The organism is Halomonas smyrnensis AAD6, from assembly GCF_000265245.1.
Classification (GTDB): Bacteria; Pseudomonadota; Gammaproteobacteria; order Pseudomonadales; family Halomonadaceae; genus Halomonas; species Halomonas smyrnensis.
Genome location: NZ_AJKS02000003.1, coordinates 159,786 through 185,123, shown reverse-complemented (window position 1 = coordinate 185,123; position 25,338 = coordinate 159,786). Strand labels below are relative to the sequence as shown.

The 25,338-nt window shown below is 69.2% G+C and carries 25 protein-coding genes and 1 other RNA gene; 22 read left to right on the top strand and 4 right to left on the bottom strand.

Going from position 1 to position 25,338, the window contains the following annotated elements; translation table 11 throughout:
- Nucleotides 1–126 precede the first annotated feature (126 nt).
- From rplM to UYS_RS0204975, 7 genes are all read left to right on the top strand, one after another.
- Nucleotides 127–555, top strand: a complete 429-nt coding sequence (gene rplM / locus UYS_RS0205005; RefSeq protein ID WP_016854409.1) for a 50S ribosomal protein L13 — start codon at nucleotides 127–129, stop codon at nucleotides 553–555.
- A 13-nt stretch (nucleotides 556–568) separates the two neighbouring features.
- On the top strand, nucleotides 569–958 hold the full coding sequence (gene rpsI / locus UYS_RS0205000; RefSeq protein WP_016854408.1) for a 30S ribosomal protein S9: 390 nt from the start codon (nucleotides 569–571) through the stop codon (nucleotides 956–958).
- Nucleotides 959–1,179: 221 nt separating this feature from the next.
- The gene (gene petA, locus UYS_RS0204995) at nucleotides 1,180–1,779 is read left to right on the top strand and encodes a ubiquinol-cytochrome c reductase iron-sulfur subunit (protein WP_016854407.1); all 600 of its coding nucleotides are present in this window, start codon (nucleotides 1,180–1,182) and stop codon (nucleotides 1,777–1,779) included.
- Nucleotides 1,779–3,038, top strand: coding sequence for a cytochrome b (locus UYS_RS0204990; RefSeq protein WP_016854406.1), 1,260 nt, complete (start codon nucleotides 1,779–1,781; stop codon nucleotides 3,036–3,038). The genes petA and UYS_RS0204990 overlap by 1 nt, the downstream gene beginning before the upstream one ends.
- Nucleotides 3,038–3,805, top strand: a complete 768-nt coding sequence (locus tag UYS_RS0204985; RefSeq protein ID WP_016854405.1) for a cytochrome c1 — start codon at nucleotides 3,038–3,040, stop codon at nucleotides 3,803–3,805. The genes UYS_RS0204990 and UYS_RS0204985 overlap by 1 nt, the downstream gene beginning before the upstream one ends.
- A 140-nt stretch (nucleotides 3,806–3,945) precedes the next feature.
- Complete coding sequence (sspA, locus tag UYS_RS0204980; protein WP_026068356.1) at nucleotides 3,946–4,572, top strand: stringent starvation protein SspA; 627 nt, start codon at nucleotides 3,946–3,948, stop codon at nucleotides 4,570–4,572.
- A 55-nt stretch (nucleotides 4,573–4,627) separates the two neighbouring features.
- Nucleotides 4,628–5,107 (top strand): ClpXP protease specificity-enhancing factor, encoded by a 480-nt coding sequence (locus UYS_RS0204975; protein ID WP_016854403.1) that lies wholly within the window; start codon nucleotides 4,628–4,630, stop codon nucleotides 5,105–5,107.
- Between the two features lie 104 nt (nucleotides 5,108–5,211).
- Here UYS_RS0204975 and UYS_RS0204970 read toward each other — a convergent pair whose 3' ends face one another.
- The 4 genes from UYS_RS0204970 to UYS_RS16935 are packed head-to-tail and all read right to left on the bottom strand — an operon-like array spanning nucleotide 5,212 to nucleotide 8,529.
- On the bottom strand, nucleotides 5,212–5,790 hold the full coding sequence (locus UYS_RS0204970; protein ID WP_016854402.1) for a BON domain-containing protein: 579 nt from the start codon (nucleotides 5,788–5,790) through the stop codon (nucleotides 5,212–5,214).
- A 5-nt stretch (nucleotides 5,791–5,795) separates the two neighbouring features.
- Nucleotides 5,796–6,389, bottom strand: a complete 594-nt coding sequence (locus UYS_RS0204965; protein ID WP_016854401.1) for a phosphoheptose isomerase — start codon at nucleotides 6,387–6,389, stop codon at nucleotides 5,796–5,798.
- 24 nt (nucleotides 6,390–6,413) lie between these two features.
- A complete protein-coding gene (locus tag UYS_RS0204960; protein WP_016854400.1) occupies nucleotides 6,414–6,782 on the bottom strand; it encodes a YraN family protein in 369 nt (122 codons plus the stop codon).
- Nucleotides 6,766–8,529, bottom strand: a complete 1,764-nt coding sequence (locus UYS_RS16935; protein WP_016854399.1) for a penicillin-binding protein activator — start codon at nucleotides 8,527–8,529, stop codon at nucleotides 6,766–6,768. The genes UYS_RS0204960 and UYS_RS16935 overlap by 17 nt, the downstream gene beginning before the upstream one ends.
- A gap of 46 nt (nucleotides 8,530–8,575) precedes the next feature.
- Between UYS_RS16935 and rsmI the strand changes: the two genes are divergently transcribed.
- The 15 genes from rsmI to ftsA all read left to right on the top strand — a co-directional run bounded on the left by rsmI (nucleotide 8,576) and on the right by ftsA (nucleotide 25,335).
- Nucleotides 8,576–9,433: a 16S rRNA (cytidine(1402)-2'-O)-methyltransferase gene (rsmI, locus tag UYS_RS0204950; protein WP_026068355.1), complete on the top strand. Its 858-nt coding sequence runs from the start codon at nucleotides 8,576–8,578 to the stop codon at nucleotides 9,431–9,433.
- Nucleotides 9,434–9,465: 32 nt separating this feature from the next.
- Nucleotides 9,466–9,818: RNase P RNA component class A (rnpB, locus tag UYS_RS17705), an RNA gene on the top strand.
- 66 nt (nucleotides 9,819–9,884) lie between these two features.
- Nucleotides 9,885–10,841 carry a 16S rRNA (cytosine(1402)-N(4))-methyltransferase RsmH gene (gene rsmH / locus UYS_RS0204945; RefSeq protein ID WP_016854397.1) on the top strand — a complete coding sequence of 319 codons (957 nt, stop codon included), beginning with the start codon at nucleotides 9,885–9,887 and terminating at the stop codon, nucleotides 10,839–10,841.
- Between the two features lie 8 nt (nucleotides 10,842–10,849).
- Nucleotides 10,850–11,173 (top strand): cell division protein FtsL, encoded by a 324-nt coding sequence (ftsL, locus tag UYS_RS0204940; RefSeq protein WP_016854396.1) that lies wholly within the window; start codon nucleotides 10,850–10,852, stop codon nucleotides 11,171–11,173.
- Complete coding sequence (locus UYS_RS0204935; protein ID WP_016854395.1) at nucleotides 11,170–12,876, top strand: peptidoglycan D,D-transpeptidase FtsI family protein; 1,707 nt, start codon at nucleotides 11,170–11,172, stop codon at nucleotides 12,874–12,876. The genes ftsL and UYS_RS0204935 overlap by 4 nt, the downstream gene beginning before the upstream one ends.
- Nucleotides 12,877–12,976: 100 nt before the next feature.
- Entirely contained in the window at nucleotides 12,977–14,485 is a 1,509-nt protein-coding gene (locus tag UYS_RS0204930; protein ID WP_016854394.1) for a UDP-N-acetylmuramoyl-L-alanyl-D-glutamate--2,6-diaminopimelate ligase, read from the top strand.
- Nucleotides 14,482–15,861 carry a UDP-N-acetylmuramoyl-tripeptide--D-alanyl-D-alanine ligase gene (locus tag UYS_RS0204925; protein WP_016854393.1) on the top strand — a complete coding sequence of 460 codons (1,380 nt, stop codon included), beginning with the start codon at nucleotides 14,482–14,484 and terminating at the stop codon, nucleotides 15,859–15,861. The genes UYS_RS0204930 and UYS_RS0204925 overlap by 4 nt, the downstream gene beginning before the upstream one ends.
- 8 nt (nucleotides 15,862–15,869) lie before the next feature.
- On the top strand, nucleotides 15,870–16,952 hold the full coding sequence (mraY, locus tag UYS_RS0204920; RefSeq protein WP_016854392.1) for a phospho-N-acetylmuramoyl-pentapeptide-transferase: 1,083 nt from the start codon (nucleotides 15,870–15,872) through the stop codon (nucleotides 16,950–16,952).
- A gap of 24 nt (nucleotides 16,953–16,976) precedes the next feature.
- Complete coding sequence (gene murD, locus UYS_RS0204915; protein WP_016854391.1) at nucleotides 16,977–18,383, top strand: UDP-N-acetylmuramoyl-L-alanine--D-glutamate ligase; 1,407 nt, start codon at nucleotides 16,977–16,979, stop codon at nucleotides 18,381–18,383.
- Nucleotides 18,380–19,633 carry a putative lipid II flippase FtsW gene (ftsW, locus tag UYS_RS0204910; RefSeq protein WP_016854390.1) on the top strand — a complete coding sequence of 418 codons (1,254 nt, stop codon included), beginning with the start codon at nucleotides 18,380–18,382 and terminating at the stop codon, nucleotides 19,631–19,633. The genes murD and ftsW overlap by 4 nt, the downstream gene beginning before the upstream one ends.
- A complete protein-coding gene (murG, locus tag UYS_RS0204905; RefSeq protein WP_016854389.1) occupies nucleotides 19,630–20,715 on the top strand; it encodes an undecaprenyldiphospho-muramoylpentapeptide beta-N-acetylglucosaminyltransferase in 1,086 nt (361 codons plus the stop codon). The genes ftsW and murG overlap by 4 nt, the downstream gene beginning before the upstream one ends.
- A 61-nt stretch (nucleotides 20,716–20,776) precedes the next feature.
- Nucleotides 20,777–22,189, top strand: coding sequence for a UDP-N-acetylmuramate--L-alanine ligase (gene murC / locus UYS_RS0204900; RefSeq protein WP_051008807.1), 1,413 nt, complete (start codon nucleotides 20,777–20,779; stop codon nucleotides 22,187–22,189).
- Nucleotides 22,186–23,112 (top strand): D-alanine--D-alanine ligase, encoded by a 927-nt coding sequence (locus UYS_RS0204895; RefSeq protein WP_016854387.1) that lies wholly within the window; start codon nucleotides 22,186–22,188, stop codon nucleotides 23,110–23,112. Before murC ends, UYS_RS0204895 begins: the two co-directional genes overlap by 4 nt.
- 4 nt (nucleotides 23,113–23,116) lie before the next feature.
- The gene (locus UYS_RS0204890; protein WP_016854386.1) at nucleotides 23,117–23,842 is read left to right on the top strand and encodes a cell division protein FtsQ/DivIB; all 726 of its coding nucleotides are present in this window, start codon (nucleotides 23,117–23,119) and stop codon (nucleotides 23,840–23,842) included.
- Between the two features lie 200 nt (nucleotides 23,843–24,042).
- Nucleotides 24,043–25,335, top strand: a complete 1,293-nt coding sequence (gene ftsA / locus UYS_RS0204885) for a cell division protein FtsA (RefSeq protein ID WP_026068353.1) — start codon at nucleotides 24,043–24,045, stop codon at nucleotides 25,333–25,335.
- The last annotated feature ends 3 nt before the right edge of the window (nucleotides 25,336–25,338 follow it).

Genomic DNA, 25,338 nt, shown 5'->3' with positions numbered 1-25,338 from the left:
CGGAGTAGGGCGTGTAGAATTCGCGCGCTTGACCGTTGTCGTCCCCGGGCGGCAACCAAGAAAAATAGGGATGGTCCGAACCGCCGAGGCGGGCAGGACCCAATACATCGATTTGGTGATTCACCCATGAAGACGTTCACTGCCAAGCCGCAGTCCGTCCAGCGCGACTGGTACGTCGTCGACGCTGCGGACAAGACTCTGGGCCGTCTGGCCACCGAGATCGCTCGCCGCCTGCGTGGCAAGCACAAGCCGGAATACACCCCGCACGTTGACACCGGCGACTACATCGTCGTGATCAACGCCGAGAAGGTGCATGTCACCGGCAACAAGGCGAGCGCCAAGAACTACTATCGTCACACCGGTTATCCGGGTGGCCTGCGCTCCATGAACTTCGAGAAGATGATCGCTCACGCACCGGAGCGCGTCATCGAGTCCGCGGTCAAGGGCATGCTCCCGAAGGGCCCGCTGGGTCGTGCCATGTACTCCAAGCTCAAGGTCTACGCCGGCACCGAGCATCCGCACGCCGCGCAGCAGCCGCAAGAACTGAACATCTGAGGGAGCTTTCGCCATGACACAGCAGTATTACGGTACCGGTCGCCGCAAGACCTCTACCGCCCGCGTCTTCCTGAAGCCGGGCACTGGCAAGATCACCGTCAACAACCGTGAGCTGGACGAGTTCTTCGGCCGCGTCACCGGTCGCATGGTCGTCCGTCAGCCGCTCGAGCTGACCGAGACCCTCGGCCAGTTCGACGTCTACGTGACCGTCAAGGGTGGCGGCGGCAGCGCCCAGGCCGGCGCCATCCGTCACGGTGTTACCCGCGCCCTGATGCAGTACAACGAAGACTTCCGCAAGCCGCTGCGCGAAGCCGGCTACGTCACTCGTGACGCCCGTGAGGTCGAGCGTAAGAAGATCGGTCTGCGCAAGGCCCGTCGTCGTCCGCAGTTCTCCAAGCGTTAAGCTGCGACGAGCCTCGTCAAAAGCGCCGGGTCCTCAGGACCCGGGCGCTTTTTTTTTGTGCGAGGTCAAGAGACCGGCGCCTTGGTGTCGGGCTCTCGGCGCGGCGTGTTGTGCAGGCTGCCCCCATTACCTACCATGGAATGCATTCCTCAACCTCGTGGTCGCGGCTCTGGTGGCTCGCGCAGGAAGGGCGGGCAAACGCTGATGGGAGAATACCAACAATGACAGACAGCGGCGTGAACAAGGGGCGACGCCGTTTCCTCGTGGGCGCCACCTCCGTCGTCGGTGCGGCGGGGGCGGTCGGGGTAGCGGTTCCCTTCTTGTCTTCCTGGCAGCCGAGCGCTCGGGCGCGTGCCGCCGGTGCGCCGGTCAAGGCGGACATCTCCAAGCTCGAGCCCGGTCAGCGCATGACCGTCGAGTGGCGTGGGCGCCCGGTGTGGGTGCTCTATCGGACGCCCGAAATGATCGAGCGCACCGAGGCCCTCGGCGGTGAGCTGCTGGCCGATCCCGGCTCCGAGGAGCCTCAGCAGCCCGGCTATGCCGGCGGTCCGCTGCGGGCCATTCGCCCGGAGATCGGGGTGCTGATCGGCATCTGCACGCATCTGGGGTGTTCGCCGCTGTTCAAGCCGGATCCCGGGGCCGACGACGTCGGCGTCGCCGACTGGCCGGGCGGTTTCTTCTGCCCGTGTCACGGTTCGCGCTTCGATCTGGCGGGGCGCGTATTTGCCAACGTGCCGGCGCCGCTGAATCTGGAGGTGCCCCCCTATCGCTTCGAGAGTGACGACGTCATCGTCGTCGGTGAGGATGAGGAGACGGCCTGATGGCGAATCCCGATAAGCCCAAGGCGGAACGCGGCGTCATGCGCTGGGTCGATGATCGCTTCCCGGCCACGCAGATGTGGCAGGAGCATCTGTCGAAGTACTACGCGCCGAAGAACTTCAACTTCTGGTATTTCTTCGGCTCGCTGGCGCTGCTGGTGCTGGTCAACCAGATTCTCACCGGCATCTGGCTGACCATGAGCTTCAATCCGTCCGCCGAGGGCGCCTTCGCCTCGGTCGAATACATCATGCGCGACGTGGAGTGGGGCTGGCTGATCCGCTACATGCACTCCACCGGCGCCTCGGCGTTCTTCGTCGTGGTCTACCTGCACATGTTCCGCGGCCTGCTCTACGGCTCCTACAAGGCCCCTCGGGAGCTGGTGTGGATCTTCGGCATGGCGATCTACCTGGCGCTGATGGCCGAGGCCTTCATGGGCTACCTGCTGCCCTGGGGCCAGATGTCCTACTGGGGCGCTCAGGTGATCATCTCGCTGTTCTCCGCCATTCCCGGCATCGGGCCGGATCTGGCCCAGTGGGTGCGCGGCGACTATCTGATTTCCGGCATCACCCTGAACCGCTTCTTCGCCCTGCACGTGGTGGCGCTGCCGATCGTGATCCTGGCGCTGGTGGTGCTGCACATCATCGCCCTGCACGAGGTCGGCTCGAACAATCCCGACGGCATCGACATCAAGGCCAGGAAGGACGAGAGCGGCAAGCCGCTGGACGGCATTCCGTTCCATCCCTACTACACGGTCAAGGACATCGTCGGCGTGGCCGTCTTCCTGTTCGTGTTCTGCGCGGTGATCTTCTATTTTCCGGAGGGCGGCGGGTACTTCCTCGAGAAGCCCAACTTCGAGCCGGCGAATCCGCTCAAGACGCCGGATCATATCGCGCCGGTATGGTACTTCACGCCCTTCTACGCGATTCTGCGCGCCATCAACTTCTCGCTGTTCGGCCTCGATGCCAAGTTCCTCGGCGTGGTGTGCATGGGAGCGGCCATCGCGGTGCTGTTCGTGCTGCCCTGGCTGGATCGCAGTCCGGTGCGCTCCATTCGCTACAAGGGCTGGGTCTCGAAGCTGATGCTGACGCTGTTCGCGCTGAGCTTCATCGTGCTCGGGGTGCTCGGCGTGCTGCCGCCGACCGCCGCGCGCACGGTGCTGGCGCAGCTGTGTACCGTGCTCTACTTCGCCTTCTTCCTGCTGATGCCGTTCTACAGCCGCTGGGAGAAGACCAAACCCGTTCCGGAAAGGGTGACTGGCTGATGAAAAAGGGACTGCTGGCTCTGATCCTGGCCCTGCTTCCGACGCTCGGGTTCGCCGCCGGGGGCGGAGCGCACCTGCAGGAGATGACGCCTGATCTTCATGATCGGGCGTCGCTGCAGCGTGGCATGAAGCTCTTCGTCAACTACTGCATGGGCTGTCATTCCCTGCAGTACCAGCGCTTCTCGCGGGCGGCGGAGGACCTGGGCATGCCTCAGGATCTGGTCGAGGACCATCTGATCTTCGCCGAGCCGCTGGGCTTCAACGACCAGATGCGCAATGCCATGTCGGCCGAGGATGGCGAAGGCTGGTTCGGCGCGGCGCCGCCGGACCTGACCCTGGAGGCGCGGCTGCGCGGTACCGACTGGATCTACTCCTATCTCCTCGGCTTCTATCGCGACCCGTCGCGGCCCACCGGCGTCAACAATCAGGTCTTCCCGCTGGTGGCGATGCCCAACGTGCTCGAGCCGCTGCAGGGCGTGCAGGAGAAGGTCTGTGCCGCCAGTGAACACCCCGTCGAGGGGGCCGAGCTCGATCCTCTCACCGGCAAGTACCAGTCCTGCGAGGTGTTGCAGGTGACGAGTCCCGGCGCCATGGAGCCGGACGAGTTCGAGGGTGCGGTCTACGATCTGACCAACTTCCTGGCCTATGCCGGCGAGCCGTCCCGGCTCAAGGCCGAGGCCCTGGCGCCCAAGGTGCTGATCTTCATCTTCGTCTTCGGCGTCATCGCCTATCTGCTCAAGCGCGAGTACTGGCGCGACATTCACTGATCACGTCCGGCCGCGCGGGCGCATGGCATCGGCCATGCGCCCGCGTCGTATGCCGTGGCGTTAGCGGGGCGCCAACCGACGCCCCGGGAGGCGGCACGTCGTGTTATCATGCCGCCACGAACTGATGCGAGGATGGTTTCATGGGTGTAGTGGCCAAGCGGTCATCGATGATCTTCTATTCCGGGGGCGATGATCATTACAGTCATCGGGTGCGTATCGTGCTCGCCGAGAAGGGCGTGGCAGTGGATATCGTCGAGGTCACCGAGGAGAGCCACCCCGAGGAGCTCGCCGACCTCAACCCCTACAACAGCGTGCCCACGCTGCTCGACCGCGACCTGGTGCTCTATGAGTCCAAGGTGATGATGGAGTACCTCGACGAGCGGTTCCCGCATCCGCCGCTGCTGCCGGTGTATCCGGTGGCCCGGGCGCAGAGCCGGCTGTGGATGCATCGCATCGAGCGCGAATGGTGCCCGATGGTCGAGCAGATCCAGAACGGCACCAAGAAGGAAGCCGAGAAGGCCCGCAAGGAGCTGCGCGAGAGCCTGGTCGGCATCTCGCCGATCTTCGAGGACATGCCGTTCTTCATGAGCGAGGAGTTCACCCTGGTGGACTGCTGCCTGGCGCCGATCCTGTGGCGTCTGCCGGCGCTCGGCATCGAGATGCCGGAGAAGCAGATCAAGCCGCTGATGGGGTACATGGAGCGCGTCTTCGAACGCGATGGCTTCCGGGCCTCGCTGAGCGAAGCCGAGCGCGAGATGCGCCCCTGAATGTTCTTTCACGCCCCGGCAGCGCGCCGGGGCCGCTTTCCTGGAGGGCCAACCGATGCAATCGAGTCGTCCCTATATCGCGCGGGCCCTGTACGAGTGGCTGCTGGACAACGAGCTGACGCCCTACATCGTGGTCGATGCCGAGCAGGCGGGCGTCGAGGTGCCGCGTCAGTTCGTGCAGAACGGCCAGATCGTGCTCAACCTCGGCGTCAGCGCGATTCGCGATCTGTCGATGACCAACGAGGCCATCGCCTTCTCGGCGCGCTTCGGTGGTCAGCCGACCCAGATCATGGTGCCGACCGAGGCGCTGATCGCGATCTATGCCCGTGAGAACGGTGTCGGCATGGTGTTCGGTCATGAGCCGGTGATGCCGGCCGAGGACGCCAATGACGTGGCGGACGAGGTCTCGGAAGACGAGGCGCCGGGTCTGTCCAGCGTCGAGAACGTCGAGCCTGATGACGGCGAAGCCGATGCCGGCGGCGAGCCGGACGAGGCGCCGAAGAAGGGGCGTCCCTCGCTGCGCGTGGTCAAGTAGCGCGTCCCTTCCGCCGTCTTGCGCGGAGCATTGACAGAAAAACGGCAGGCCCTCGGGCCTGCCGTTTTTCGTTCCTTGCCGCCGAATGGCGGGGCGAGAGGGCGTCAGTCGAGGTAGTCGAACACCTTGACGATGCGTTGCATGCCGCCGACGTTGCGGACCGCGGCGACGACGCGTTCGGCTTCCTGGCGGCGCACGATGCCCATCAGGAAGACGCTGTCGTTCTCGGTCACGATGCGCAGCTTGCTGGAGTCGATGGCCTCGTTGGCGGCCAGGGCGGTGCGGATGCGGGTCGTGAGCCAGGTGTCGGCGAGCCGCTGGCTGGCCGGCAGGTTGGCGGCCACGCTCAGCTGGTTGTGAACGCGGCGAACGTTGCGCACCTCACCGGCGATGCGCTCGGCCATGTTCTTGAGTTCCTGGCTCGGCACCTGCCCGGTGAGCAGCACCACGCCGTTGTAGCTGTCGACGTTGATGCGCGCGTCGCCGAGGCGGGCGTCGGTGCTGCCGAGGTTGTGGGCGACCTTGGTCTCGATGCTGTCGTCCTCGACCTTGGTGCCGACGGTGCGCTCGCTGTAGTTCTCGTTGATGGGGCCGGAGCTGGTGGCCGCCGTCATGGTGGTGCAGCCGGACAGGGCCAGCAGCAGGACCAGGGGCAGGCCCAGGAGGCGTGACTTATCGATCATGGGCATCACTCGCTTGCGCCGAAGAGTTGCTCGTCGATGAGGTCGCACAGGCAGTGGATCACCAGCAGGTGGACTTCCTGGATGCGGGCGGTCGATGTGGCGGGCACGCGGATCTCGCAGTCGTCCTGACCGAGCAGGGAGGCCATGTTGCCGCCGTCGCGGCCGGTCAGGGCGACCACGGTCATCTCGCGGTCGTGGGCGGCCTGGATGGCCTGCACCACGTTGCCGGAATTGCCGCTGGTGGAGATCGCCAGCAGTACGTCGCCGGGCTGGCCCAGGGCGCGAATCTGCTTGGAGTACACCTCGTTGTAGCTGTAGTCGTTGGCGATCGAGGTCAGCGTCGAGGTGTCGGTGGTCAGCGCCAGGGCGGGCAGGCTGGGGCGCTCGCGTTCGAAGCGGTTGAGCAGCTCGGAGGAGAAGTGCTGGCTGTCGCCGGCGCTGCCGCCGTTGCCGCAGGCCAGGATCTTTCCTTCGTTGACCAGGGCCTGAACCATCATCTGGCTGGCGACCTCGATGAAGGGCGGCAGCACCTCGCTGGCGTAGGTCTTGGTGTCGATGCTGGCGTTGAAGTGTCCGAGAATGCGGTTCTGGAAATCCATCTTGGCTTCCTGGTCCTAGGGCGATCAGAACGCTTCGAAGGCGCCGGGGACCCAGATGAATTCGAGGTCCGGAGGCGTGCCGGTGACGGCCAGCACATCGAAGCGGCAGGCACATGATAGCCGGTTGCGTTGCAGATAAAAACGCGCCGCCTGGATCAGGCGGCGCTGCTTGGTGGTGGTGACGGTCTCGAGCGGGTGGCCGTGACGGGCGTTCCGGCGGTGGCGGACCTCGACGAACACCAGGGTCTCGCCCTCGCGCATCACCAGGTCGAGCTCGCCGCCCCTGGCGTGCTGGTTGGCGGCCTCGAGCGTGAGCCCGCGGGCCGCCAGCCAGTCGGCGGCGAGGCGCTCGATGCGAGCGCCCCGGGCGCGGGCGTCAGCGGGACGCGTCATCGGCGAAGCGGTTCATGTCGAGCGCCGGCTGGGGCACGCCATCCTCGAAGCGGGCCCAGGGCAGCCGGCGATGGAAGCGGCCGTCCTGGTCGGCGCTCAGGGTGCCGGTGGCGCCGAACATCTCGCTGCCGGGAATGGCCTGGAACTGCGGCAGGCGACGGGCCAGCTCGTAGGCGTCCACGCCCATGGCCATCAGGCGGAACATGTTGGGGTCGGACTCCTCGCGCAGCTGGCGATAGCTGTCGAGGAAGGGCAGGGCCTCTTCGCCGCCCACGGCGGCATCCGGAATCTGCCAGGGGATGTCGAGGAACATCACGCCGTTCAGGTCCTTGTCGAGGCGCGGCTGCGGGCGACCCTCATAGAGATGCGAGGTGGCGTAGACCGACAGCTCCTGCTTGTAGGCGTAGTAGTCGATGGTCGGCGGAACCTGGCGGGCGTAGTCGGGCAGGGCCAGCAGGAACAGCATGTCGGGCCGGCTGGAGCCCAGCGCGCGGCGGGTGCTTTCGGTGGCCGGCCGGCCGGGGTTGTAGCGTACGGCGTTGGCGATCTGGCCATCACGCTCGCGCCAGGCGTCGGCGAAGGCCTCGCCGACCCGGCGACCCCAGGCGTTGTCCGGCACCAGCAGCGAGGCGCTGCGGTGGCCGTCCTGGCGGCCGCGGGCGGCCACCGAGCGCGCCTCGTCCTCGGCGGAGAGGCCGTACTGGAAGAGTCCCTTGGCGCTGCTGTGCTCGTCTTCGCCGTAGTTGAGCGCCAGTGTCGGCATCGGCACCCGGTCGCGGCGTTCCAGGGCGGTGACCGCCTCCTTGTTCAGCGGGCCGATCACGACCTGGGCGCCGCTCTGTTGAGCCTCCTGGTAGAGGGCGTCGAAGTTGCCGCCGGAGGAGTCCAAGAAGGTCAGCTGGGTGCCGCGGCTTCCGCCGTTCACCTCGTTCATGTGATGGGCGCGCAGGCCCTCCTCGAGGGCGTCGGCGACGCCGGCCAGGGGGCCGGACTCGGGCAGGAAGACGGCGATGTGGCTCACGTCCTGTCCGCGCAGGTCGCGCAGTGCCAGGATGTCGGCGGGCAGCTGGCGGGCCGCCGGGTGGTCGGGGTTGCGGTCGCGCCAGTCGTCGAGGCGGGCGAACAGGCGTTCGATGTCGCCGCCGCTGGCGCGGACCAGCTCGGCGAGATCGAGCCACGCCTGAGTCGGTTCGCTGGCGCCGTCACGCAGCTCGTCGATGGCGCCCGGCGCCAGCCGCGAGAGCTGTTCCCAGATCGGGTCGTTGAGGTCGATCCGGTCGGTGTCGGCCTGCAGGCGCAGCAGCGCCTGGGTGGCGGCGCGCGTTTCGCCGATCTGGCCGAGGGCGCGGGCCTGGCGCTCGCGCAGCAGCGCGGCCTGGTCGCCGGACAGCTGCAGCTCGTCGAGCCGCTGGGCGGCCTGGATCACCGCCGAGGTGTCACCCTCGGTCTCGCCGAGGTCGGACAGCAGCATCGCCCAGCGGCCGCGATCCTCGGCGGAGAGCCGGCTATCGTCGATGCCCTTGGCAATGTCTAGCGCCTGGGGGCGGCTGCCCTGGCGTGCTAGGATGTCGGCCGCCTGAAGCCGCGACTGCGCGGCCTGCTCGGGTGCCTGCTGCTCGGCCTGGGCCAGCAGCTGATCCGGATCGCCGACGGGTTGTCGTTCGGTGATGCCAGGCTGGAAGGCACAACCGGCCAGCCACATTGCCACGAAGGCGGCGGCCAGCGGGCCGCGAGACGAAATCTTCATGAATCCTTCCTTGTCCTCACGTGCGGAGAGCTTCCCGGGAGCCGAAATGACAGACGCCATCTTAGGGGTATTGTACGTGGTCGCCACGCCGATTGGGAATCTGGACGACCTTGCCCCCCGTGCCGCACGGCTGCTGGGCGAGGTCGACCTGGTGGCCGCCGAGGATACGCGACACACCTCGCGCCTGCTGCGCCACCTGGGCGTGGCGCCGCCGCTGCTGTCGCTGCACGAGCACAACGAGTCGGCGCGGGTAGAGCAGATCGATGCCCGGCTGGCCGCCGGGGAGTCCGTGGCGCTGGTCAGCGATGCCGGCACGCCCCTGATCAGCGATCCCGGCTTCGTGCTGGTGCGCGAGCTGCGCGCCCGCGGGCGTCGCATCGTGCCGGTGCCCGGCGCGTGTGCCCTGGTGGCGGCGCTCTCGGCGGCGGGCCTGCCCACCGATCGCTTCCTGTTTCAGGGCTTCCTGCCGGCCAAGGGCGGCACCCGGCGCGGTCGCCTCGAGGCACTGGCCGAGCGCGAGGAGACGCTGGTCTTCTACGAGTCGCCGCATCGCATCCGCGATACCCTGGCCGATCTCGGCACGGTGCTCGGCGCACGCCGGGTGGTGCTCGCCCGGGAGCTGACCAAGACCTTCGAGACCTTCCTCGAGGGCAGCCCCGAGGCGCTGCTGGCGAGGATGGCGGACGACCCCGACCAGGCTCGCGGCGAGTTCGTGGTGATGGTGGCCGGCGCCGCGCCGAAGTCGGCCGACGAGGCCGCCAGTGTCGATGCCGATGCGCTGCTTTCCGCCATGCTCGCCGAGGGCGTGGGGGTCAAGCAGGCCGCGGCGGTGACCGCCCGGACCCTGGGCGGTGCCAAGAAACAGTGGTACGCCAGGGCGCAGGCGCTCAAGGACGGGGATTGAGGGGGTGGCGGGGCGCTGGTATGCTTGCCGCGGGAGTTGGCCAGACAGCCGCCGCCGGAGCGATCCGGGGGAGGAAAGTCCGGGCTCCACAGGGCAGAGTGCCAGGTAACGCCTGGGCGGCGCGAGCCGACGGAAAGTGCAGCAGAGAGCAGACCGCCTACGTCTCCTTCGGGAGGCCGGTAAGGGTGAAAGGGTGCGGTAAGAGCGCACCGCGCGCCTGGCAACAGTGCGTGGCACGGTAAACCCCACTCGGAGCAAGACCAAATAGGAACCCGTTGGCGTGGCCCGCGTTGGGTTCGGGTAGGTTGCTTGAGGGCGACGGTGACGTCGCCCCTAGAGGAATGGCTGTCCCCGACAGAACCCGGCTTATCGGCCGACTCCCCACGATTTTCCCTGCGTCGCCGTTCGGCGGCGCCCCGCCACTCGCAAGACCAGCCGCCAAGAGAAGTGCATGACGTCATCCGCCCCCGAACACGCCCCCCGCGGCTTTCGCCATGCCAGCGTGCTGCTCGACGGGGCCGTCGACGCCCTGATTCATGATCCGGCGGGCCATTATCTGGACGGCACCTTCGGCCGCGGCGGCCACTCCCGGGCGATCCTCGAGCGGCTCGCCCCCGAGGGGCGGCTGCTGGCCATCGACCGCGATCCCCAGGCCATCGCCGAGGCGGCGAGCATCGACGACGAGCGCTTCGCCATCGACCAGGGCGAGTTTGCCCGCCTGGGCGAGTTCGCCGAGGCGCGCGGCCTGCACGGCCGGCTGTCCGGGGTGCTGCTCGATGTCGGCGTTTCCTCGCCCCAGCTCGACGATCCGGAGCGCGGCTTCAGCTTCCTGCGTGACGGCCCGCTCGACATGCGCATGGACCCGACCCGTGGCGAGAGTGCCGCGGACTGGCTGGCCCATGCCGCCGAGGGCGAGATCGCCCGGGTGTTCAAGACCTACGGCGAGGAACGCTTCGCCCGTCGGCTGGCCAAGGCGATCGTGGCCCGCCGCGTCGAGACACCCTTCACCCGCACCGGTGACCTGGCCGAGGTGATCAAGACCGCCCATCCCGCCTGGGAGAAGGGCAAGCATCCGGCCACCCGCGCCTTCCAGGCGCTGCGCATCCAGGTCAACGGCGAGCTCGACCAGCTCGATGCCGCGCTCGAGGCCGCCCTCGAGGCGCTGGCGCCCGGCGGCCATCTGGTGGTGATCAGCTTCCACTCGCTGGAGGATCGCCGGGTCAAGCGCTTCATCCGTGATCACGTGCGCGGCGACACCCATCTGCCCAAGGGCATCCCGCTGCGCGACGATCAGATCCAGCGTCGTCTGGAGTCCGTCGGCAAGGCGCGCCGTCCGGGGCCGGAGGAGGTCGAGGCCAATCCCCGTGCCCGCAGCGCGGTGATGCGCGTGGCGCGCAAGCGATACTGAGGCACGGCATGGCTCAAGGACGCGACGCCACCCCCTCCTTCGCCTGGCCGCTGCGCCTGCGCCCGACCCTGGGGCTGGCGCTCAATGCCGTGCTGCTGGTCGCCTGCCTGGGCGCGGCCCTGGCGGTGATCGCCACCAGTCACCACACGCGCGGCCAGTATGCCGAGCTGCAGCAGCTCGAGCGCGAGCACCAGCAGCTGCAGACCGAGTGGAGCCAGCTGCTGCTCGAGGAGAGCGCCTGGTCCTCGCCGTCGCGCATCGAACGGCTGGCCAGCGACCGGCTCGAGATGCGCCTGCCCGATATCGATGAAGTCGAGGTCATCCGACCATGAGCGCCACGCCACGTCGCGGCAAGGTGCGTCACGCCCCGTCGCCCATGGGCCAGGCCCGCTATCGGGTGATGCTGGGCCTGGTGCTGATCGGCCTGGCGCTGCTCGCCGGGCGCATCGTCGACCTGCACGTCTTCGACCGCACCTTCCTGCAGGGGCAGGGCGATGCCCGTACCCTGCGCGTCGATCCCATTCCTGCCCACCGCGGCATGATCACCGACCGCCACGGCGAGCCGCTGGCGATCTCCACGCCGGTGGTGACGCTGTGGGCCAATCCCCAGGACCTGCCCGACGACCGCATCCAGCGGCTGCGCCTGGCCCAGGCCCTGGGGCAGGATCCGGAGGCCCTGAACGCGCGCATCGAGCGCTATGCCGATCGTGAGTTCATGTATCTGCGCCGCCGCATGACGCCGGTGGATGCCCAGGAAGTGCTCGACCTGCGTGTCCCCGGGGTGCACAAGCGGGCCGAATACAAGCGCTACTATCCGGCCGGGGAAGTGATCGCCCAGCTGATCGGCGTGACCAACATCGACGATCACGGGCAGGAGGGGCTGGAACTCGCCTATCAGTCCTATCTGTCCGGAGAGCCGGGCCGTCGTCGGGTGCTCAAGGATCGGCGCGGGCGCCTGGTGCGCGACCTCGAGGTGCTCAAGGAAGCCGAGCCCGGCGGCGACCTGACGCTCGCCATCGACCAGCGCCTGCAGTACATGGCCTATCGCGAGCTCAAGTCGGCGGTGGACGAGAACGACGCCGACGGCGGCGTGCTGGTGATGCTCGACGCCGAGACCGGCGAGGTGCTGGCCATGGCCAACCAGCCGTCCTACAACCCCAACAATCGGGCCGGCCTCGACCCCGGCGGGCTGCGCAACCGCGCCATCGTCGACGTCTTCGAGCCCGGCTCGGTGATGAAACCGCTGGCCATGTCGGCGCTGCTCGAGACCGGCCGGTTCCCGCCCGATACCGTGATCGACACCTCGCCGGGCTGGATGGTCATCGACGGCTACACCATCAAGGACGTCGCCAACTACGGCGAGCTGACCCTGTCCGGCATCCTCGAGAAGTCCTCGAACATCGGCATGTCCAAGCTGGCCCTGCAGCTCGACGATCCGGTGGTGCCCGAGCGCTATCGGGCGCTGGGCTTCGATCAGGTGCCGGGCACCGGCTTCCCCGGCGAGGCGGGGGGCAGCGTGCCGGCGCCCCAGGTCTGGTCCAGCAGCCAGTGGGCGGCGCTGTCCTACGGCTACGGCCTGTCGGTGTCGGCGCTGCAGCTGGCCAGTGCCTTCACCGCCATCGCCAACCACGGCGAGCGGCTGCCGCCGTCGCTGCTGCGTCTCAACCGGCCGCCGGTCGGCGAGCCGGTGATCGAGCCCGATGTCGCCGACCGCGTGCTGGGCATGATGGATCGGGTGGTGGAGCCGGGTACCGGCGCGCGGCGTGCCCTGGTGCCCGGCTACAGCGTGGCCGGCAAGACCGGCACGGTGCGCAAGAGCGGCGGCGGCGGCTACGAGAAGAACGCCTATCGTTCGCTGTTCGTGGGCATCACACCGGTCTCCGATCCGCGCCTGATCACCGTGGTGATGATCGACCAGCCCCGGGGCGATGCCTTCTACGGCGGCGCCGTGGCGGCGCCGGTGTTCTCCAGGGTGGCCGGCAACGCCCTGCGTATCCTGGACGTGCCGCCGGATCAGCTGGACGAGGACCCATGAGCGCCATCGCCGGCCTGCAGCCCGTTCCGGGCGCGGTCGGCCGCTTCCCGCTTTATCGCCACAACGTCTACCGCCCGACCGTTGAGAGAAAGGAGAGCCCATGGACGTGACCGCCGAGCGCCTGATCGAGGCGCTGACCGCGCACTGGCCCGGCCGGCGCGAAGCCCTGGCCGAGCTCGCACTGCCCGCACGGCCGCGGCTGATCCTGGACAGCCGGGAGCTCGCTGCCGGCGATGTCTTTTTCGCCGTGCCCGGGGTCTCGGGCGACGGCCGCGACTACATCGCCGCCGTCCTCGAGGCCGGCGCCGCCCTGGTGCTGGCCCATGATGACGAGGCGACGTCACTGCCGGACGATCCGCGGGTGGTGGCGCTGCCGCACCTGCGCCCCCGGCTCGGCGAGCTGGGGCGCGACCTGTTCGGCGTGCCCGAGGCCCTCGAGCTGGTCGGCGTCACCGGCACCAACGGCAAGAGCTCGGTGACCCACTATATCGCCGCCCTGAGCGAACGCCTCGGCCGGCCGGCCGGCATGGTCGGCACCCTGGGGCACGGGCGCCCCGGCGCGCTCGTCGAGGGGCGTCTGACCACGCCCGGGCCGCTGGCGCTGCAGGCCGCCCTCGGCGAACTCGCCGGCGAGGGCCTCGAGCGGGTCGCCATGGAGGCCTCCTCCCATGCGCTGGAGCAGGGGAGGCTCGATGCCTGTCGCTTCCGCGCCGCGGTGTTCACCAACCTGAGCCGCGACCATCTCGACTATCACGGCAGCATGGCCGCCTATGCCGCGGCCAAGGCGCGGCTGTTCCGTCGCAGCGAGCTCGAACTGGCGGTGGTCAACGCCGACGATCCGCTGGCCCGGCTGATGCTGGCCGGGCTGGGCGAGGGCGTGCGCGTGCTCGCGGTGGGCGAGGACGAGGCCGTGACCCTGCGCGTGGTGGACTGGATCCCCCACGGCGAGGGCCAGCGCGCGCTGATCGCTACCCCCGACGGCGAGCGCGTGCTGACGCTGCCGCTGATGGGCCGCTTCAACCTGACCAACGTGCTGCTGGCCATCGCCACGCTGCACGGCCTGGGCGAGGAGATCGATGCGCTGTTCGAGGCCGCCGCCGATCTCGCGCCGGTGCCGGGGCGCATGCAGGCGCTGGTCGGTGAGGGGGCGCCCACGGTGGTGATCGACTATGCCCACACCCCGGACGCCCTGGAAAACGCGCTTCAGGCGCTGCGCGCGCACCTGCCCGACAGCGGCCGGCTGTGGTGCCTGTTCGGCTGCGGCGGCGACCGCGATGCGGGCAAGCGCCCGCTGATGGCCGCCGCCGCCGAGCGCCATGCCGACCGGCTGGTGATCACCGATGACAACCCGCGCTCCGAGGCGCCGGCGGCGATCCGCGAGGCGATGCGGCAGGGGCTGTCCGAGGCCGGCCGCGAGAGCGCCGAGGTGGTCGACGGCCGCGCCCGGGCGATCCGCGACGTCATCCGCGAGGCCGCCGCCGAGGACGTGATCCTGATCGCCGGCAAGGGCCACGAGGCCTACCAGGAGATCGACGGCGTGCGCCATGCCTTTTCTGACCTCGCCGAGGCCGAGGCGGCGCTGGCCGCCCGCCGGGAGGGCGAGGCATGAGCGGCGTCGGTCTCGACACCCTGGCCGAGGTCGCGACGGCGCTCGGCCTCGCCGAGCATGACGCCGGCGTGGACGCCGAGCGGTCGGTGGGCGAGATCGTCACCGATACCCGCCGCCTGGGCCCGGGGGCGCTGTTCGTGGCGCTGACCGGCGAGCGCTTCGACGGTCACGACTTCATCGCCCAGGCCCGCGAGGCGGGAGCGGTGGCCGCGGTGGTCGAGCGTCGCGTCGATGACCCGCTGCCGCAGCTGGTGGTGGCCGATGCCCGCCTGGCGCTGGGCCTGCTGGGTCGCGCCCGGCGCCGCGCCTGGGGCGGCCCGCTGGTCGCGGTGACCGGCAACAGCGGCAAGACCACGGTCAAGCAGATGCTGGGCGCGCTGCTGGCCCGTCGCGGCGAGACCCTGGCCACCCGGGGCAACCTCAACAACGACATCGGCGCGCCACTGACCCTGCTCGAGCTGTGCGCCGAGCACCGTCAGGCGGTGGTCGAGCTGGGGGCCAACCATCTGGGCGAGATCGCCTGGACGGCGAGCCTGGCCGAGCCGCGGGTGGCGGTGATCACCAACGTCACCGGCGCCCATGTGGGCGAGTTCGGCGGGCCGGGACGGATCGCCCAGGCCAAGGCTGAGATCCTGATGTCGCTGCCCGGCGACGGGGTGGCGGTGCTCAACCGCGACGACCGCTACTTCGCCAGCTGGGCGAGCCTCGCGGCCCCGCGGGAAGTGCTGGATTTCGCCGTGGAAGGGCCGGCGCGTCTGCGCGCCGAGACACTGGTTTGCGATCCGCTCGGACGCTATGCTTTCACGCTGTTTCACGACGATCGCGAACTGGGGCGCGTCCAGCTCGCCCTGCTCGGTCGCCACAACGTGGCCAACGCCCTGGCGGCGGCCGGTGCGGCGCTGGCCATGGGCCTCGCCCCGGACGACGTGCTGGCCGGACTCGAGACGGTCGCACCGATGCCGGGGCGGCTCAGCGTGGCGGAAGGCGTCAACGGCGCGCGACTGCTCGACGATACCTACAACGCCAACCCCGGCGCGGTGAAGGCGGCTCTCGATCTGCTGGCCAGCCTGCCGGGGCCGCGCTGGTGCCTGCTGGGCGCCATGGGCGAGCTGGGCGAGGCGTCGGCGTCGCTGCACGAAGCCGTGGGTCGCCACGCGCGCGAGCTCGGCATCGACTTTCTCGGCACCCTCGGCGAGGCGGCGCGGCCGGCCAGCCGCGCCTTCGGCGACGCGGGGTGTCATTTCGACGATCGGGAGGCGCTGACGCGCCACGTCCTCCATCATCTGCCGCCAGGGGCCAGTGTACTGGTCAAGGGCTCGCGCAGTGCCGGCATGGAAGCCGTGGTGTCGGCGCTGTGTCCGGATGCATCAAGGTAAGGCATTACATGCTGCTCTTTCTGGCTGAACTGCTGGCGCAATACCAGAGCGCCTTTCACGTCTTCAACTATCTGACCCTGCGCATGATCCTGGGCACCCTGACCGCCCTGGTGCTGTGCCTGTGGCTCGGTCCGAAGGTGATCCGCCGGCTGGTGGAGCGCCAGATCGGCCAGGCGGTGCGCGATGACGGCCCCCAGTCGCACCTCTCCAAGGCCGGCACCCCGACCATGGGCGGCGCCATGATCCTGATGGCGATCGCCATCAGCACCCTGCTGTGGGGCGACCTGCGCAACCACTACGTATGGGTGGTGCTGGGCGTGACCCTGGGCTTCGGGGCCATCGGTTGGGTCGACGACTACCGCAAGGTGGTGGAGAAGAACCCCCGCGGCCTGCCGGCGCGCTGGAAATACTTCTGGCAGTCGGTGATCGGCCTGGCCGCCGCGGTGATCCTCTACGTCACCGCCGCCTCGCCGGTGGAGACCAGCCTGATCCTGCCGCTGTTCAAGGACTTCGTGCTGCAGATGGGGCTGTTCTACATCGTGCTCACCTACCTGGTGATCGTCGGCAGCTCCAACGCGGTGAACCTCACCGATGGCCTGGACGGCCTGGCCATCATGCCTACCGTGCTGGTGGCCATGGGGCTGGCGGTGTTCGCCTACGCCAGCGGCAACGCGGTGTTCGCCGAGTACCTGCAGATCCCGATGATTCCCGGTGCCGGCGAGCTGGCGGTGTTCTGCGCCACCATCGCCGGCGCGGGCCTCGGCTTCCTGTGGTTCAACACCTATCCGGCCCAGGTCTTCATGGGCGACGTGGGCGCCCTGGCGCTGGGCGCCGCCCTGGGCGTGGTGGCGGTGATCGTGCGCCAGGAGGTGGTGCTGTTCATCATGGGCGGCATCTTCGTCATGGAGACGGTTTCGGTGATCCTGCAGGTGGGCTCCTACAAGCTCACCGGACGCCGCATCTTCCGCATGGCGCCGCTGCACCACCACTTCGAACTCAAGGGCTGGCCGGAGCCGCGGGTCATCGTGCGCTTCTGGATCATCACCGTGGTGCTGGTGCTGCTGGGTCTGGCGACCCTGAAGATCCGCTGACGCCGAATCGCTGAGGAGCCGCTGATGGTCAAGGTGCCCCAGGGGATGACGCTGGTGGTGGGGCTCGGGATCTCCGGGCGCGCCATCTGCCGCCACCTGCAACGTCTCGAGCGCCCCTTCATGGTCGCCGACACTCGCGCCGCGCCGCCGGGGCTGGACGACTTCCGCGCCGCGCATCCGGGCGTGGCGGTCCACTGCGGCCCCTTGACCGAGCTGGACATGCTCGATGCCCATGAGGTCGTGGTCAGCCCCGGCGTCGATCCGGCAAGCCCGGGGCTCGATGCCCTGGCCGGGCGCCTCGGCGAATCCGGTGAGCCGTTCGTCGTCGGCGAGATCGCGCTGTTCGTGCGCGCGGCGCGCGCGCCCATCGCCGCCATCACCGGTGCCAACGCCAAGTCCACCGTGACCACACTGCTCGGCGAGATGGCCGAGGAGGCCGGCCGTCGCGTGGCGGTGGGGGGCAATCTCGGCACGCCGGCGCTGGACCTGCTCGTCGAGCGGGCCGACGCCGAGCTCTACGTGCTCGAGCTGTCCAGCTTCCAGCTCGAGACCACGCCGCGCCTCGGCGCCGAGACCGTCGCCTTCCTGAACCTGTCCGAGGATCATCTGGACCGCCACGGCGACCTGGCCGGCTATCGCGCCGCCAAGCAGGCGATCTTCCGCGGCGCGCGCCATGGCGTGGTCAACGCCGAGGATCCGGCCACCTGGCCGGATACGCCGCCGCCGGTCCTCGATCGCTTCACCACGGCGTCGCCCGCGTTCGGTGCGGCGGCCGAGGCGGATGAGTGGGGCATCGCCGTCCATGACGACGGCAGTGGCCCTCGCGACTGGCTGATGCACGGCGCCGTGCCGCTGATGCCGGCCGACGCGGTGCGCCTGCCGGGGCGCCACAACCAGGCCAATGCCCTGGCGGCGCTGGCCATGGGGCATCGTCTCGGGTTCGAGCTCGCCGCCATGCGTCGCGTGCTCGAGCGCTTCCCCGGCCTGCCGCACCGTGGCGAGCTGGTCGCCGATGCGGGCGGGGTGCGCTGGATCAACGATTCCAAGGGCACCAACGTGGGCGCGACCCTGGCCGCCATCGCCGGGCTCGGCCCGACCCTGTCCGGCCGGGTGATCCTGCTCGCCGGCGGGGAAGGGAAGGGCGCCGACTTCACGCCGCTGGCGGCACCGCTGGCCCGCCACGGCCGCGAGGCGATCCTGTTCGGCCGCGACGCCGAGCGTCTGGCGACCGCGCTGGACGGCGCCGTGGCGCTGACCCGGGTCGATGACCTCGAGGCCGCCATGCGGCGGGCCGCCGAGATCGCCGCCCCCGGTGACTGCGTGCTGCTGTCGCCGGCCTGCGCGAGCCTCGACCAGTTCCCCAATTACCAGGTCCGCGGTGAGGTCTTCCGGGCCGGCGTGGCGCGTCTGGTGCAGGAGACACACCGATGAGCCGCCTGGCCCGTCTACGCGAACGGCTCTCCACCGCCGATCAGCCCTTCGACGGCTGGCTGGTGATCGCCGCCCTGGCGCTGCTGCTGATCGGCTGGGTGATGGTGACCTCGGCCTCCAGTGAGGTGGCCTCGAGCCTCACCGGCAATGCCTGGTACTTCAGCCTGCGTCACGGCACCTTCCTGCTCGGCTCGCTGGTGATCGGCGCCCTGGCGCTGCGCGTGCCGCTGGCCTGGTGGAAGGCCAACGGGCCCTTGCTGCTGCTGGTCGGGCTCGCCCTGCTGATGCTGGTGCTGGTGGTCGGGCGTGAGGTCAACGGCAGCAAGCGTTGGCTGTCGCTCCCCGGTGTGCCGTTCAACCTCCAGGCCTCCGAGGTCGCCAAGCTGTGTCTGATCGCCTATCTGGCCGGCTACCTGGAGCGCTTCCTGCCCCAGGTGCGCCGCGAGTGGGGCGCCTTCCTGCGGCCGCTGGCCGTGCTGGCCCTGTTCGGCGCCCTGCTGATCTTCGAGCCGGACTACGGCGCCGTGGTGGTGATGACCGGCTGCGTGATGGGCATGCTGTTGATGGCCGGGGCGCCCTGGGGCCGCTTCCTGCTGCTGATGGTGCTGGTCGCCGCCCTCGGCGCCGTGGTGGCGATCGCCGAGCCCTATCGCATGGCGCGCCTGACCAGTTTCGTCGACCCCTGGGCCGATCAGTTCGCCAGCGGCTACCAGCTCACCCAGGCGCTGATCGCCTTCGGCCGCGGCCAGTGGCTGGGTACCGGGCTCGGCAACAGCGTGCAGAAGCTGTTCTACCTGCCAGAGGCGCACACCGACTTCGTGTTCGCCGTGCTGGCCGAGGAGCTGGGCCTGGTCGGCGCGATCAGCGTGATCGGCCTGTTTGCGCTGCTGGTGTGGCGCGCCATGGCGGTGGGGCGGCGCGCCGAACTGGCCGGGCTGGCCTTCGCCGCCTATGCCAGCTACGGCATCGCCCTGGTGATCGGCGCCCAGGCCTTCATCAACATCGCGGTCAGCAGCGGCATGCTGCCCACCAAGGGCCTGACGCTGCCGCTGCTCAGCTACGGTGGCTCCAGCCTGATGGTGAGCTGCATCATGGTGGCGATGCTGCTGCGGGCCGACATCGAGACTCGCCAGGCGGTGCGCCGGGCGAAGCCGACCGCATCCCGCGACGGCGGGTCGGGGCAACGGGCTTCCGGCAAGCGCGCTGCCGCCAACAGCACCCCGGGCAAGAGCAAAGGAACGCAATCATGAGTCGACGCGAAGGGCGGCGCGCCCTGATCATGGCCGGCGGCACCGGCGGTCACGTCATCCCGGCCCTGTCGCTGGCCCGCGCGCTGCAGGCCCGCGGGGTCGAGGTCGAGTGGCTGGGCAGTCCGCGCGGGATCGAGAATCGGCTGGTGCCCGAGGCCGGCCTGCCGCTGCATCGCATCGCGGTGAGCGGCCTGCGCGGCAACGGGCTGGCCGGCTGGGCGATGGCGCCCTGGCGGCTGATCGGCGCGGTGCGACAGGCCGGCCGGGTGATACGCGACTTCGATCCCCAGCTGGTGGTGGGCCTCGGCGGCTTCGCCAGCGGCCCGGGGGGGCTGGCCGCCTGGCTGGCGCGCCGGCCTCTGGTGATCCACGAGCAGAACGCCGTGGCCGGGCTGACCAACCGCGTGCTGGCGAGAATGGCGCGCGGCGTCTATGCGGCCTTTCCCCAGGCCTTCCCGGGCCGCGCCGAGGTGGTCGGCAATCCGGTGCGTGACGACATCGCCGCCATCGGCGAGACCCCGCGCGGCGCCGAGACGATGCGCGCGCGTCCGCTGCGCCTGCTGGTGGTCGGCGGCTCGCTGGGCGCGCTGGCGCTCAACCGTGGCATGCCCGAGGCGCTGGCCCGACTGCCGGAAGCCGAGCGGCCCGAGGTGCGTCATCAGGCCGGCCGAGACAAGGACGCGGCGACCCGCGAGGGCTACGCGCAACAGGGCGTGGAGGCGGACGTCAGCGCCTTCATCGATGACATGGCCGAGGCCTACGACTGGGCCGACCTGGTGGTATGCCGGGCCGGTGCCCTGACCGTGGCGGAGCTGGCGGCGGCGGCCAAGCCGGCGCTGTTCGTGCCCTTCCCGCACGCGGTGGACGATCACCAGACCGCCAATGCGGCGGCCCTGGTCGAGCAGGGCGCCGCTGCCCTGATGCCTCAATCCGAGATGACTGCGGCGACGCTGGCCGATCGGCTGGCGGCGCTGCTCGACCCCGACACGCTTGCCACCATGGCCGCCGAGGCGCGAGGCTGTGCCCATCTGGATGCCGTCGAGCGGCTGGTGGCCGGTTGCATGGAGACAGCTTTTGAGTGATCAGACCCTGGGGCCGGTTCCCGGCCAAGCCACGCCCCCGCGCCTCGGGCGCGGGCTGGGCATGCGTCGCATCCGGCGCATTCATTTCGTCGGCATCGGCGGCGCCGGCATGTGCGGCATCGCCGAGGTGCTGGCCAACGAGGGCTATGCGGTCAGCGGCAGCGATCTCAAGGCCTCGCCGGTGGTGGAACGCCTGCGCGCCTGCGGCGTTCGCGTGGCGATCGGCCACGCCGAGGAGAACGCCCGTGAGGCCGATGTGGTGGTCGTCTCCACGGCGGTGGACCCGACCAACCCCGAGGTGCGCTGGGCCCAGGAGCACCGTGTGCCGGTGGTGCGCCGGGCCGAGATGCTGGCCGAGCTGATGCGTTTCCGCCACGGCATCGCCGTGGCCGGCACCCACGGCAAGACCACCACCACCAGCCTGACCGCGACCCTGCTGGGCGAGGGCGGGCTGGATCCGACCTTCGTCATCGGCGGCAAGCTGACCAGCGCCGGCACCAATGCGCGGCTGGGCGAGGGCGATTACCTGGTGGCCGAGGCCGACGAGTCCGACGCCTCCTTCCTGCACCTGCAGCCGATGGTGGCCATCGTCACCAACATCGATGCCGATCACATGGCGACCTATGGCGGTGACTTCGAGCGCCTCAAGGACACCTTCGTCGAGTTCCTGCACAACCTGCCGTTCTATGGCCTGGCGGTGCTGTGCATCGACGACGGCAACGTGCGCGGGCTGCTCGAGCGGGTCAATCGTCAGTTCGTGACCTACGGCTTCAGCGACGACGCCGACTACGGCATCGAGGACTTCTCCCAGTCGGCCGGCGAGGTGCGCTTCACCGCGCGGCGGCCGGAGGGGCTGGCACCGCTGCCGGTGCGGCTGGCCATGCCGGGGCGTCACAACGCCCTGAACGCCCTGGCCGCCATCGCCGTGGCCAGCGACGCCGGGGTCGATGACGACGCCATCCTGCGCGGCCTGGCGAGCTTCGCCGGCGTCGGCCGTCGCTTCCAGGTCCATGGCAGCTTCCCGACGCCGGTCGGCGACGGCGAGGTGATGCTGGTCGACGACTACGGCCACCATCCCCGCGAGGTGGAGATGGTCATCCAGGCGGTGCGCGACGGCTGGCCCGACCGCCGCCTGGTGATGGCCTACCAGCCGCATCGCTATTCCCGCACCCGTGACCTCTACGAGGACTTCGTGCGCGTGCTGGCCGGGGTCGATACCCTGCTGCTGCTCGATGTCTACGCGGCCGGCGAGACGCCGCTGCCCGGGGCCGACGGCCGCAGCCTGGCCGGCTCGATCCGCCAGCGGGGCGAGGTCGATCCGATCTTCGTGCAGGACAAGGCCGAACTGCCGGGGCTGCTGGCCAAGGTGCTGCGCCCCGGCGACATCCTGATCACCCAGGGCGCCGGCGACGTGGGCGGCATCGCCCAGCGGCTGGCCGACGCCCGTCTGGCGTTCGACGAGGTGACGCTATGACGACCGACGTGACCGGCCTGGGCCGGGTGGTGGTGCTCTACGGCGGTGATTCCGCCGAGCGCGAGGTGTCGCTCAAGAGCGGGGCGGCGGTGCTCGAGTCGCTCAACCGCAGCGGCGTCGAGGCGATCGGCTTCGATCCGGCCGAGCAGGGCGGGCTGGCCGGTCTTGAGGCGCTGAAGCCGGACCGCGTGTTCATCGCCCTGCACGGGCGCGGCGGCGAGGACGGCACCCTTCAGGGGGCGCTCGAGCTGCTGGGCATTCCCTATACCGGCAGCGGCGTGCTGGCCTCGGCGCTGGGCATGGACAAGCAGCGCACCAAGCTGGTCTGGCAGGCCCTGGGACTGCCGACGCCGGAAAGCGAGATGCTCGGCCCCGACGCCGACTGGGCCGCGGTGGCCGAGCGGCTCGGGCTGCCGCTGATCGTCAAGCCGGTGCACGAGGGGTCGACCCTTGGCATCACCATCGTCGAGAGCCCCGAGGCGCTCGAGGCGGCCTATCGCGACGCCGCTCGCTTCGATGCCCGGGTGATGGCCGAGCGATTCGTCAGCGGCGAGGAATACACGGTGACGCTGCTGGGCGACAGCGCGCTGCCGGCGATCCGGGTCGAGGTGCCGAACGGCTTCTACGACTACGAGGCCAAGTACCTCTCCGACGAGACCCTCTATCACCTGCCCTGCGGGCTGTCGGCCGAGGACGAGGCACGGCTCGCCGACCTGAGCCGTGAGGCCTTCCTTGCCGTCGGCTGCGACGGCTGGGGGCGCGTCGACGTGATGCGCGATGCCGGAGGCCGTTTCTGGCTGATCGAGGTCAACACCGTGCCCGGCATGACCGATCACAGCCTGGTGCCTCAGGCCGCGGCCCACGCCGGCATCGACTTCGATGCGCTGGTGCGGCGCATCCTCGACACCGCCGGGCGGTCCTGAGGTCATGGCGCGTCGCGGAAGCCTGGTCGGCGTCCTGCTGCTGCTGCTGGTGCTCGGCGCCGGCGGCCGTGCGCTGTGGTTGTGGCTCGACCGCCCGGTCGAGCGCGTCTCGATCCGCGGTGACCTGGAACTGGTCAGCGCCGACTATCTGCGTGGCAAGCTGGCGCCGCTGGTGCGGGGCCAGACCTGGCTGTCGGCAGACATCGGCGAGCTGCGCGAACAGGCCCGTGACATCGGCTGGCTGAGCGAGGTGCGCATTCGTCGCGAATGGCCCTATGCGCTGGTGTTCGAGCTGGTCGAGCAGGTACCGGTGGCGCGCTGGAACGATGAGCAACTGCTCAACCCGGCCGGCGAGCCCTTCACCTTCGCCCCGCTGTCGGCGCCGGAGGGGCTGGTGCATCTGGCCGGGCCGTCCGGCAGCGGCGCGGAGGTGCTGGCCTATCACGATACCCTGAGCGCACAGCTGGCCGAGCACGGGCTGTCCATCAGCCAGCTGCGGCTCGAGGATCGCGGTGCCTGGCGGCTGCAGACCGATGATGGCATCTGGGTGATGCTGGGACGCAGCAATCGCGAGCCCCGACTGGCTCGCTTCCTGGCGGCCTGGGATCGGGAGTTCGATCCGGTGGCGTCGCATATTCGCTACATCGACCTGCGCTATCCGAACGGCGTGTCGGTGGCCTGGCACGGTGAAAGCGAGCCGGTCGATGAAGAGGGTGCTAAGGAAAGTTGAGGGCGATCGGCGAACGCCATGTGATGGATTGAAGCGTCTCGCGGGTGTTCCTTTTAGTGCAAAATCGCCGTATCGTGACGGATGTTTTTCGCTCTGGGCTGGTGGAGCACGGGAAGTTGTTCCTATAATTGTCCCAGGTTTTTTTTATTATTAATGCTTAATTTCCCCAAGCGGGTCAGCGCGAGGAGATTTCCCGACTCATGTCAGGTCCATCCAATGCGTCCAATATGGTAGTCGGGCTGGATATCGGAACATCCAAGGTCGTGGCGATCGTGGGTCAACCCACCGATGATGGCGGCATCGAGATTGCCGGCATCGGCTCTCATCCCTCCCGCGGGATGAAAAAGGGCGTGGTGATCAACATCGAATCCACGGTGCAGTCCATCCAGCGTGCCGTGGAAGAGGCCGAGCTGATGGCCGGCTGTGACATCCATTCCGTCTACGTGGGAATCGCCGGCAGTCATATCAGCTCGATGAACTCCGATGGCGTGGTGGCGATCAAGGAGCGTGAAGTCGCGCCCGCCGATATCGAGCGCGTCATCGATTCGGCGAGGGCCCGGGCCATCTCCGAAGGCCAGCGCGTGCTGCATGTGCTTCCACAGGAGTTCGCGATCGACACCCAGGGCGGCATTCGAGAGCCGCTCGGCATGTCCGGTGTGCGCCTGGAGGCTCGAGTGCACCTGGTGACCGCGGCGCTCAACGCGGTGCAGAACATCGAGAAGTGCGTGCGCCGCTGCGGGCTAGACGTGGACGCCATCATCCTCGAGCAGCTGGCCTCCAGCCACGCGGTGCTCACCGAGGACGAACGCGAACTCGGTGTGTGCATGGTCGACATCGGCGGCGGCACCACCGACATCGCGGTCTTCACCGAGGGCGCCATTCGCCATACGGCGGTGATTCCCATCGCCGGCGATCAGGTCACCAACGACATCGCCATGGCGCTGCGCACGCCGACCCAGCATGCCGAGGAAATCAAGGTCAAGTATGCCTGCGCGCTGACCCAGATGGCCGCCAGCGACGAGATGATCAAGGTCCCCAGCGTCGGCGACCGGCCGGCCCGGGACCTGTCCCGGCAGTCGCTGGCCGAAGTGGTCGAGCCGCGCTACGAGGAGCTTTTCACCCTGGTGCGTGACGAGCTGCGGCGCAGCGGCTTCGAGGACCTGGTGGCCGCCGGTGTGGTATTGACCGGCGGCACCTCGCGCATGGAAGGGGTCGTCGAGCTGGCCGAGGAAATCTTTCACATGCCGGTGAGAATCGCCTGTCCCCAGAACGTGCGAGGGCTCGCCGATGTGGTACGCAATCCGATTTATTCGACGGGGGTCGGTTTGCTACATTACGCTCTAAACGAGGCCCGTCAGGGGCACGGCCAACAAGAGACGTCGGGCAGTGGCATGTCGGCGCAGCCGAGGCGTGGGGACGCCTCCCGGCGCGGAGCAGGGGAAGGGATTCCGGCGCTGGTAAAGCTCAAGGGCTGGTTCAAAGGAAATTTCTGACAG

Bases quoted from the DNA above. Each gene is read 5' to 3' on its own strand.
- rplM (WP_016854409.1), top strand. From the start codon at position 127: ATGAAGACGTTCACTGCCAAGCCGCAGTCCGTCCAGCGCGACTGGTAC.
- rpsI (WP_016854408.1), top strand. From the start codon at position 569: ATGACACAGCAGTATTACGGTACCGGTCGCCGCAAGACCTCTACCGCC.
- petA (WP_016854407.1), top strand. From the start codon at position 1,180: ATGACAGACAGCGGCGTGAACAAGGGGCGACGCCGTTTCCTCGTGGGC.
- UYS_RS0204990 (WP_016854406.1), top strand. From the start codon at position 1,779: ATGGCGAATCCCGATAAGCCCAAGGCGGAACGCGGCGTCATGCGCTGG.
- UYS_RS0204985 (WP_016854405.1), top strand. From the start codon at position 3,038: ATGAAAAAGGGACTGCTGGCTCTGATCCTGGCCCTGCTTCCGACGCTC.
- sspA (WP_026068356.1), top strand. From the start codon at position 3,946: ATGGGTGTAGTGGCCAAGCGGTCATCGATGATCTTCTATTCCGGGGGC.
- UYS_RS0204975 (WP_016854403.1), top strand. From the start codon at position 4,628: ATGCAATCGAGTCGTCCCTATATCGCGCGGGCCCTGTACGAGTGGCTG.
- UYS_RS0204970 (WP_016854402.1), bottom strand. From the start codon at position 5,790: ATGATCGATAAGTCACGCCTCCTGGGCCTGCCCCTGGTCCTGCTGCTG.
- UYS_RS0204965 (WP_016854401.1), bottom strand. From the start codon at position 6,389: ATGGATTTCCAGAACCGCATTCTCGGACACTTCAACGCCAGCATCGAC.
- UYS_RS0204960 (WP_016854400.1), bottom strand. From the start codon at position 6,782: ATGACGCGTCCCGCTGACGCCCGCGCCCGGGGCGCTCGCATCGAGCGC.
- UYS_RS16935 (WP_016854399.1), bottom strand. From the start codon at position 8,529: ATGAAGATTTCGTCTCGCGGCCCGCTGGCCGCCGCCTTCGTGGCAATG.
- rsmI (WP_026068355.1), top strand. From the start codon at position 8,576: ATGACAGACGCCATCTTAGGGGTATTGTACGTGGTCGCCACGCCGATT.
- rsmH (WP_016854397.1), top strand. From the start codon at position 9,885: ATGACGTCATCCGCCCCCGAACACGCCCCCCGCGGCTTTCGCCATGCC.
- ftsL (WP_016854396.1), top strand. From the start codon at position 10,850: ATGGCTCAAGGACGCGACGCCACCCCCTCCTTCGCCTGGCCGCTGCGC.
- UYS_RS0204935 (WP_016854395.1), top strand. From the start codon at position 11,170: ATGAGCGCCACGCCACGTCGCGGCAAGGTGCGTCACGCCCCGTCGCCC.
- UYS_RS0204930 (WP_016854394.1), top strand. From the start codon at position 12,977: ATGGACGTGACCGCCGAGCGCCTGATCGAGGCGCTGACCGCGCACTGG.
- UYS_RS0204925 (WP_016854393.1), top strand. From the start codon at position 14,482: ATGAGCGGCGTCGGTCTCGACACCCTGGCCGAGGTCGCGACGGCGCTC.
- mraY (WP_016854392.1), top strand. From the start codon at position 15,870: ATGCTGCTCTTTCTGGCTGAACTGCTGGCGCAATACCAGAGCGCCTTT.
- murD (WP_016854391.1), top strand. From the start codon at position 16,977: ATGGTCAAGGTGCCCCAGGGGATGACGCTGGTGGTGGGGCTCGGGATC.
- ftsW (WP_016854390.1), top strand. From the start codon at position 18,380: ATGAGCCGCCTGGCCCGTCTACGCGAACGGCTCTCCACCGCCGATCAG.
- murG (WP_016854389.1), top strand. From the start codon at position 19,630: ATGAGTCGACGCGAAGGGCGGCGCGCCCTGATCATGGCCGGCGGCACC.
- murC (WP_051008807.1), top strand. From the start codon at position 20,777: ATGCGTCGCATCCGGCGCATTCATTTCGTCGGCATCGGCGGCGCCGGC.
- UYS_RS0204895 (WP_016854387.1), top strand. From the start codon at position 22,186: ATGACGACCGACGTGACCGGCCTGGGCCGGGTGGTGGTGCTCTACGGC.
- UYS_RS0204890 (WP_016854386.1), top strand. From the start codon at position 23,117: ATGGCGCGTCGCGGAAGCCTGGTCGGCGTCCTGCTGCTGCTGCTGGTG.
- ftsA (WP_026068353.1), top strand. From the start codon at position 24,043: ATGTCAGGTCCATCCAATGCGTCCAATATGGTAGTCGGGCTGGATATC.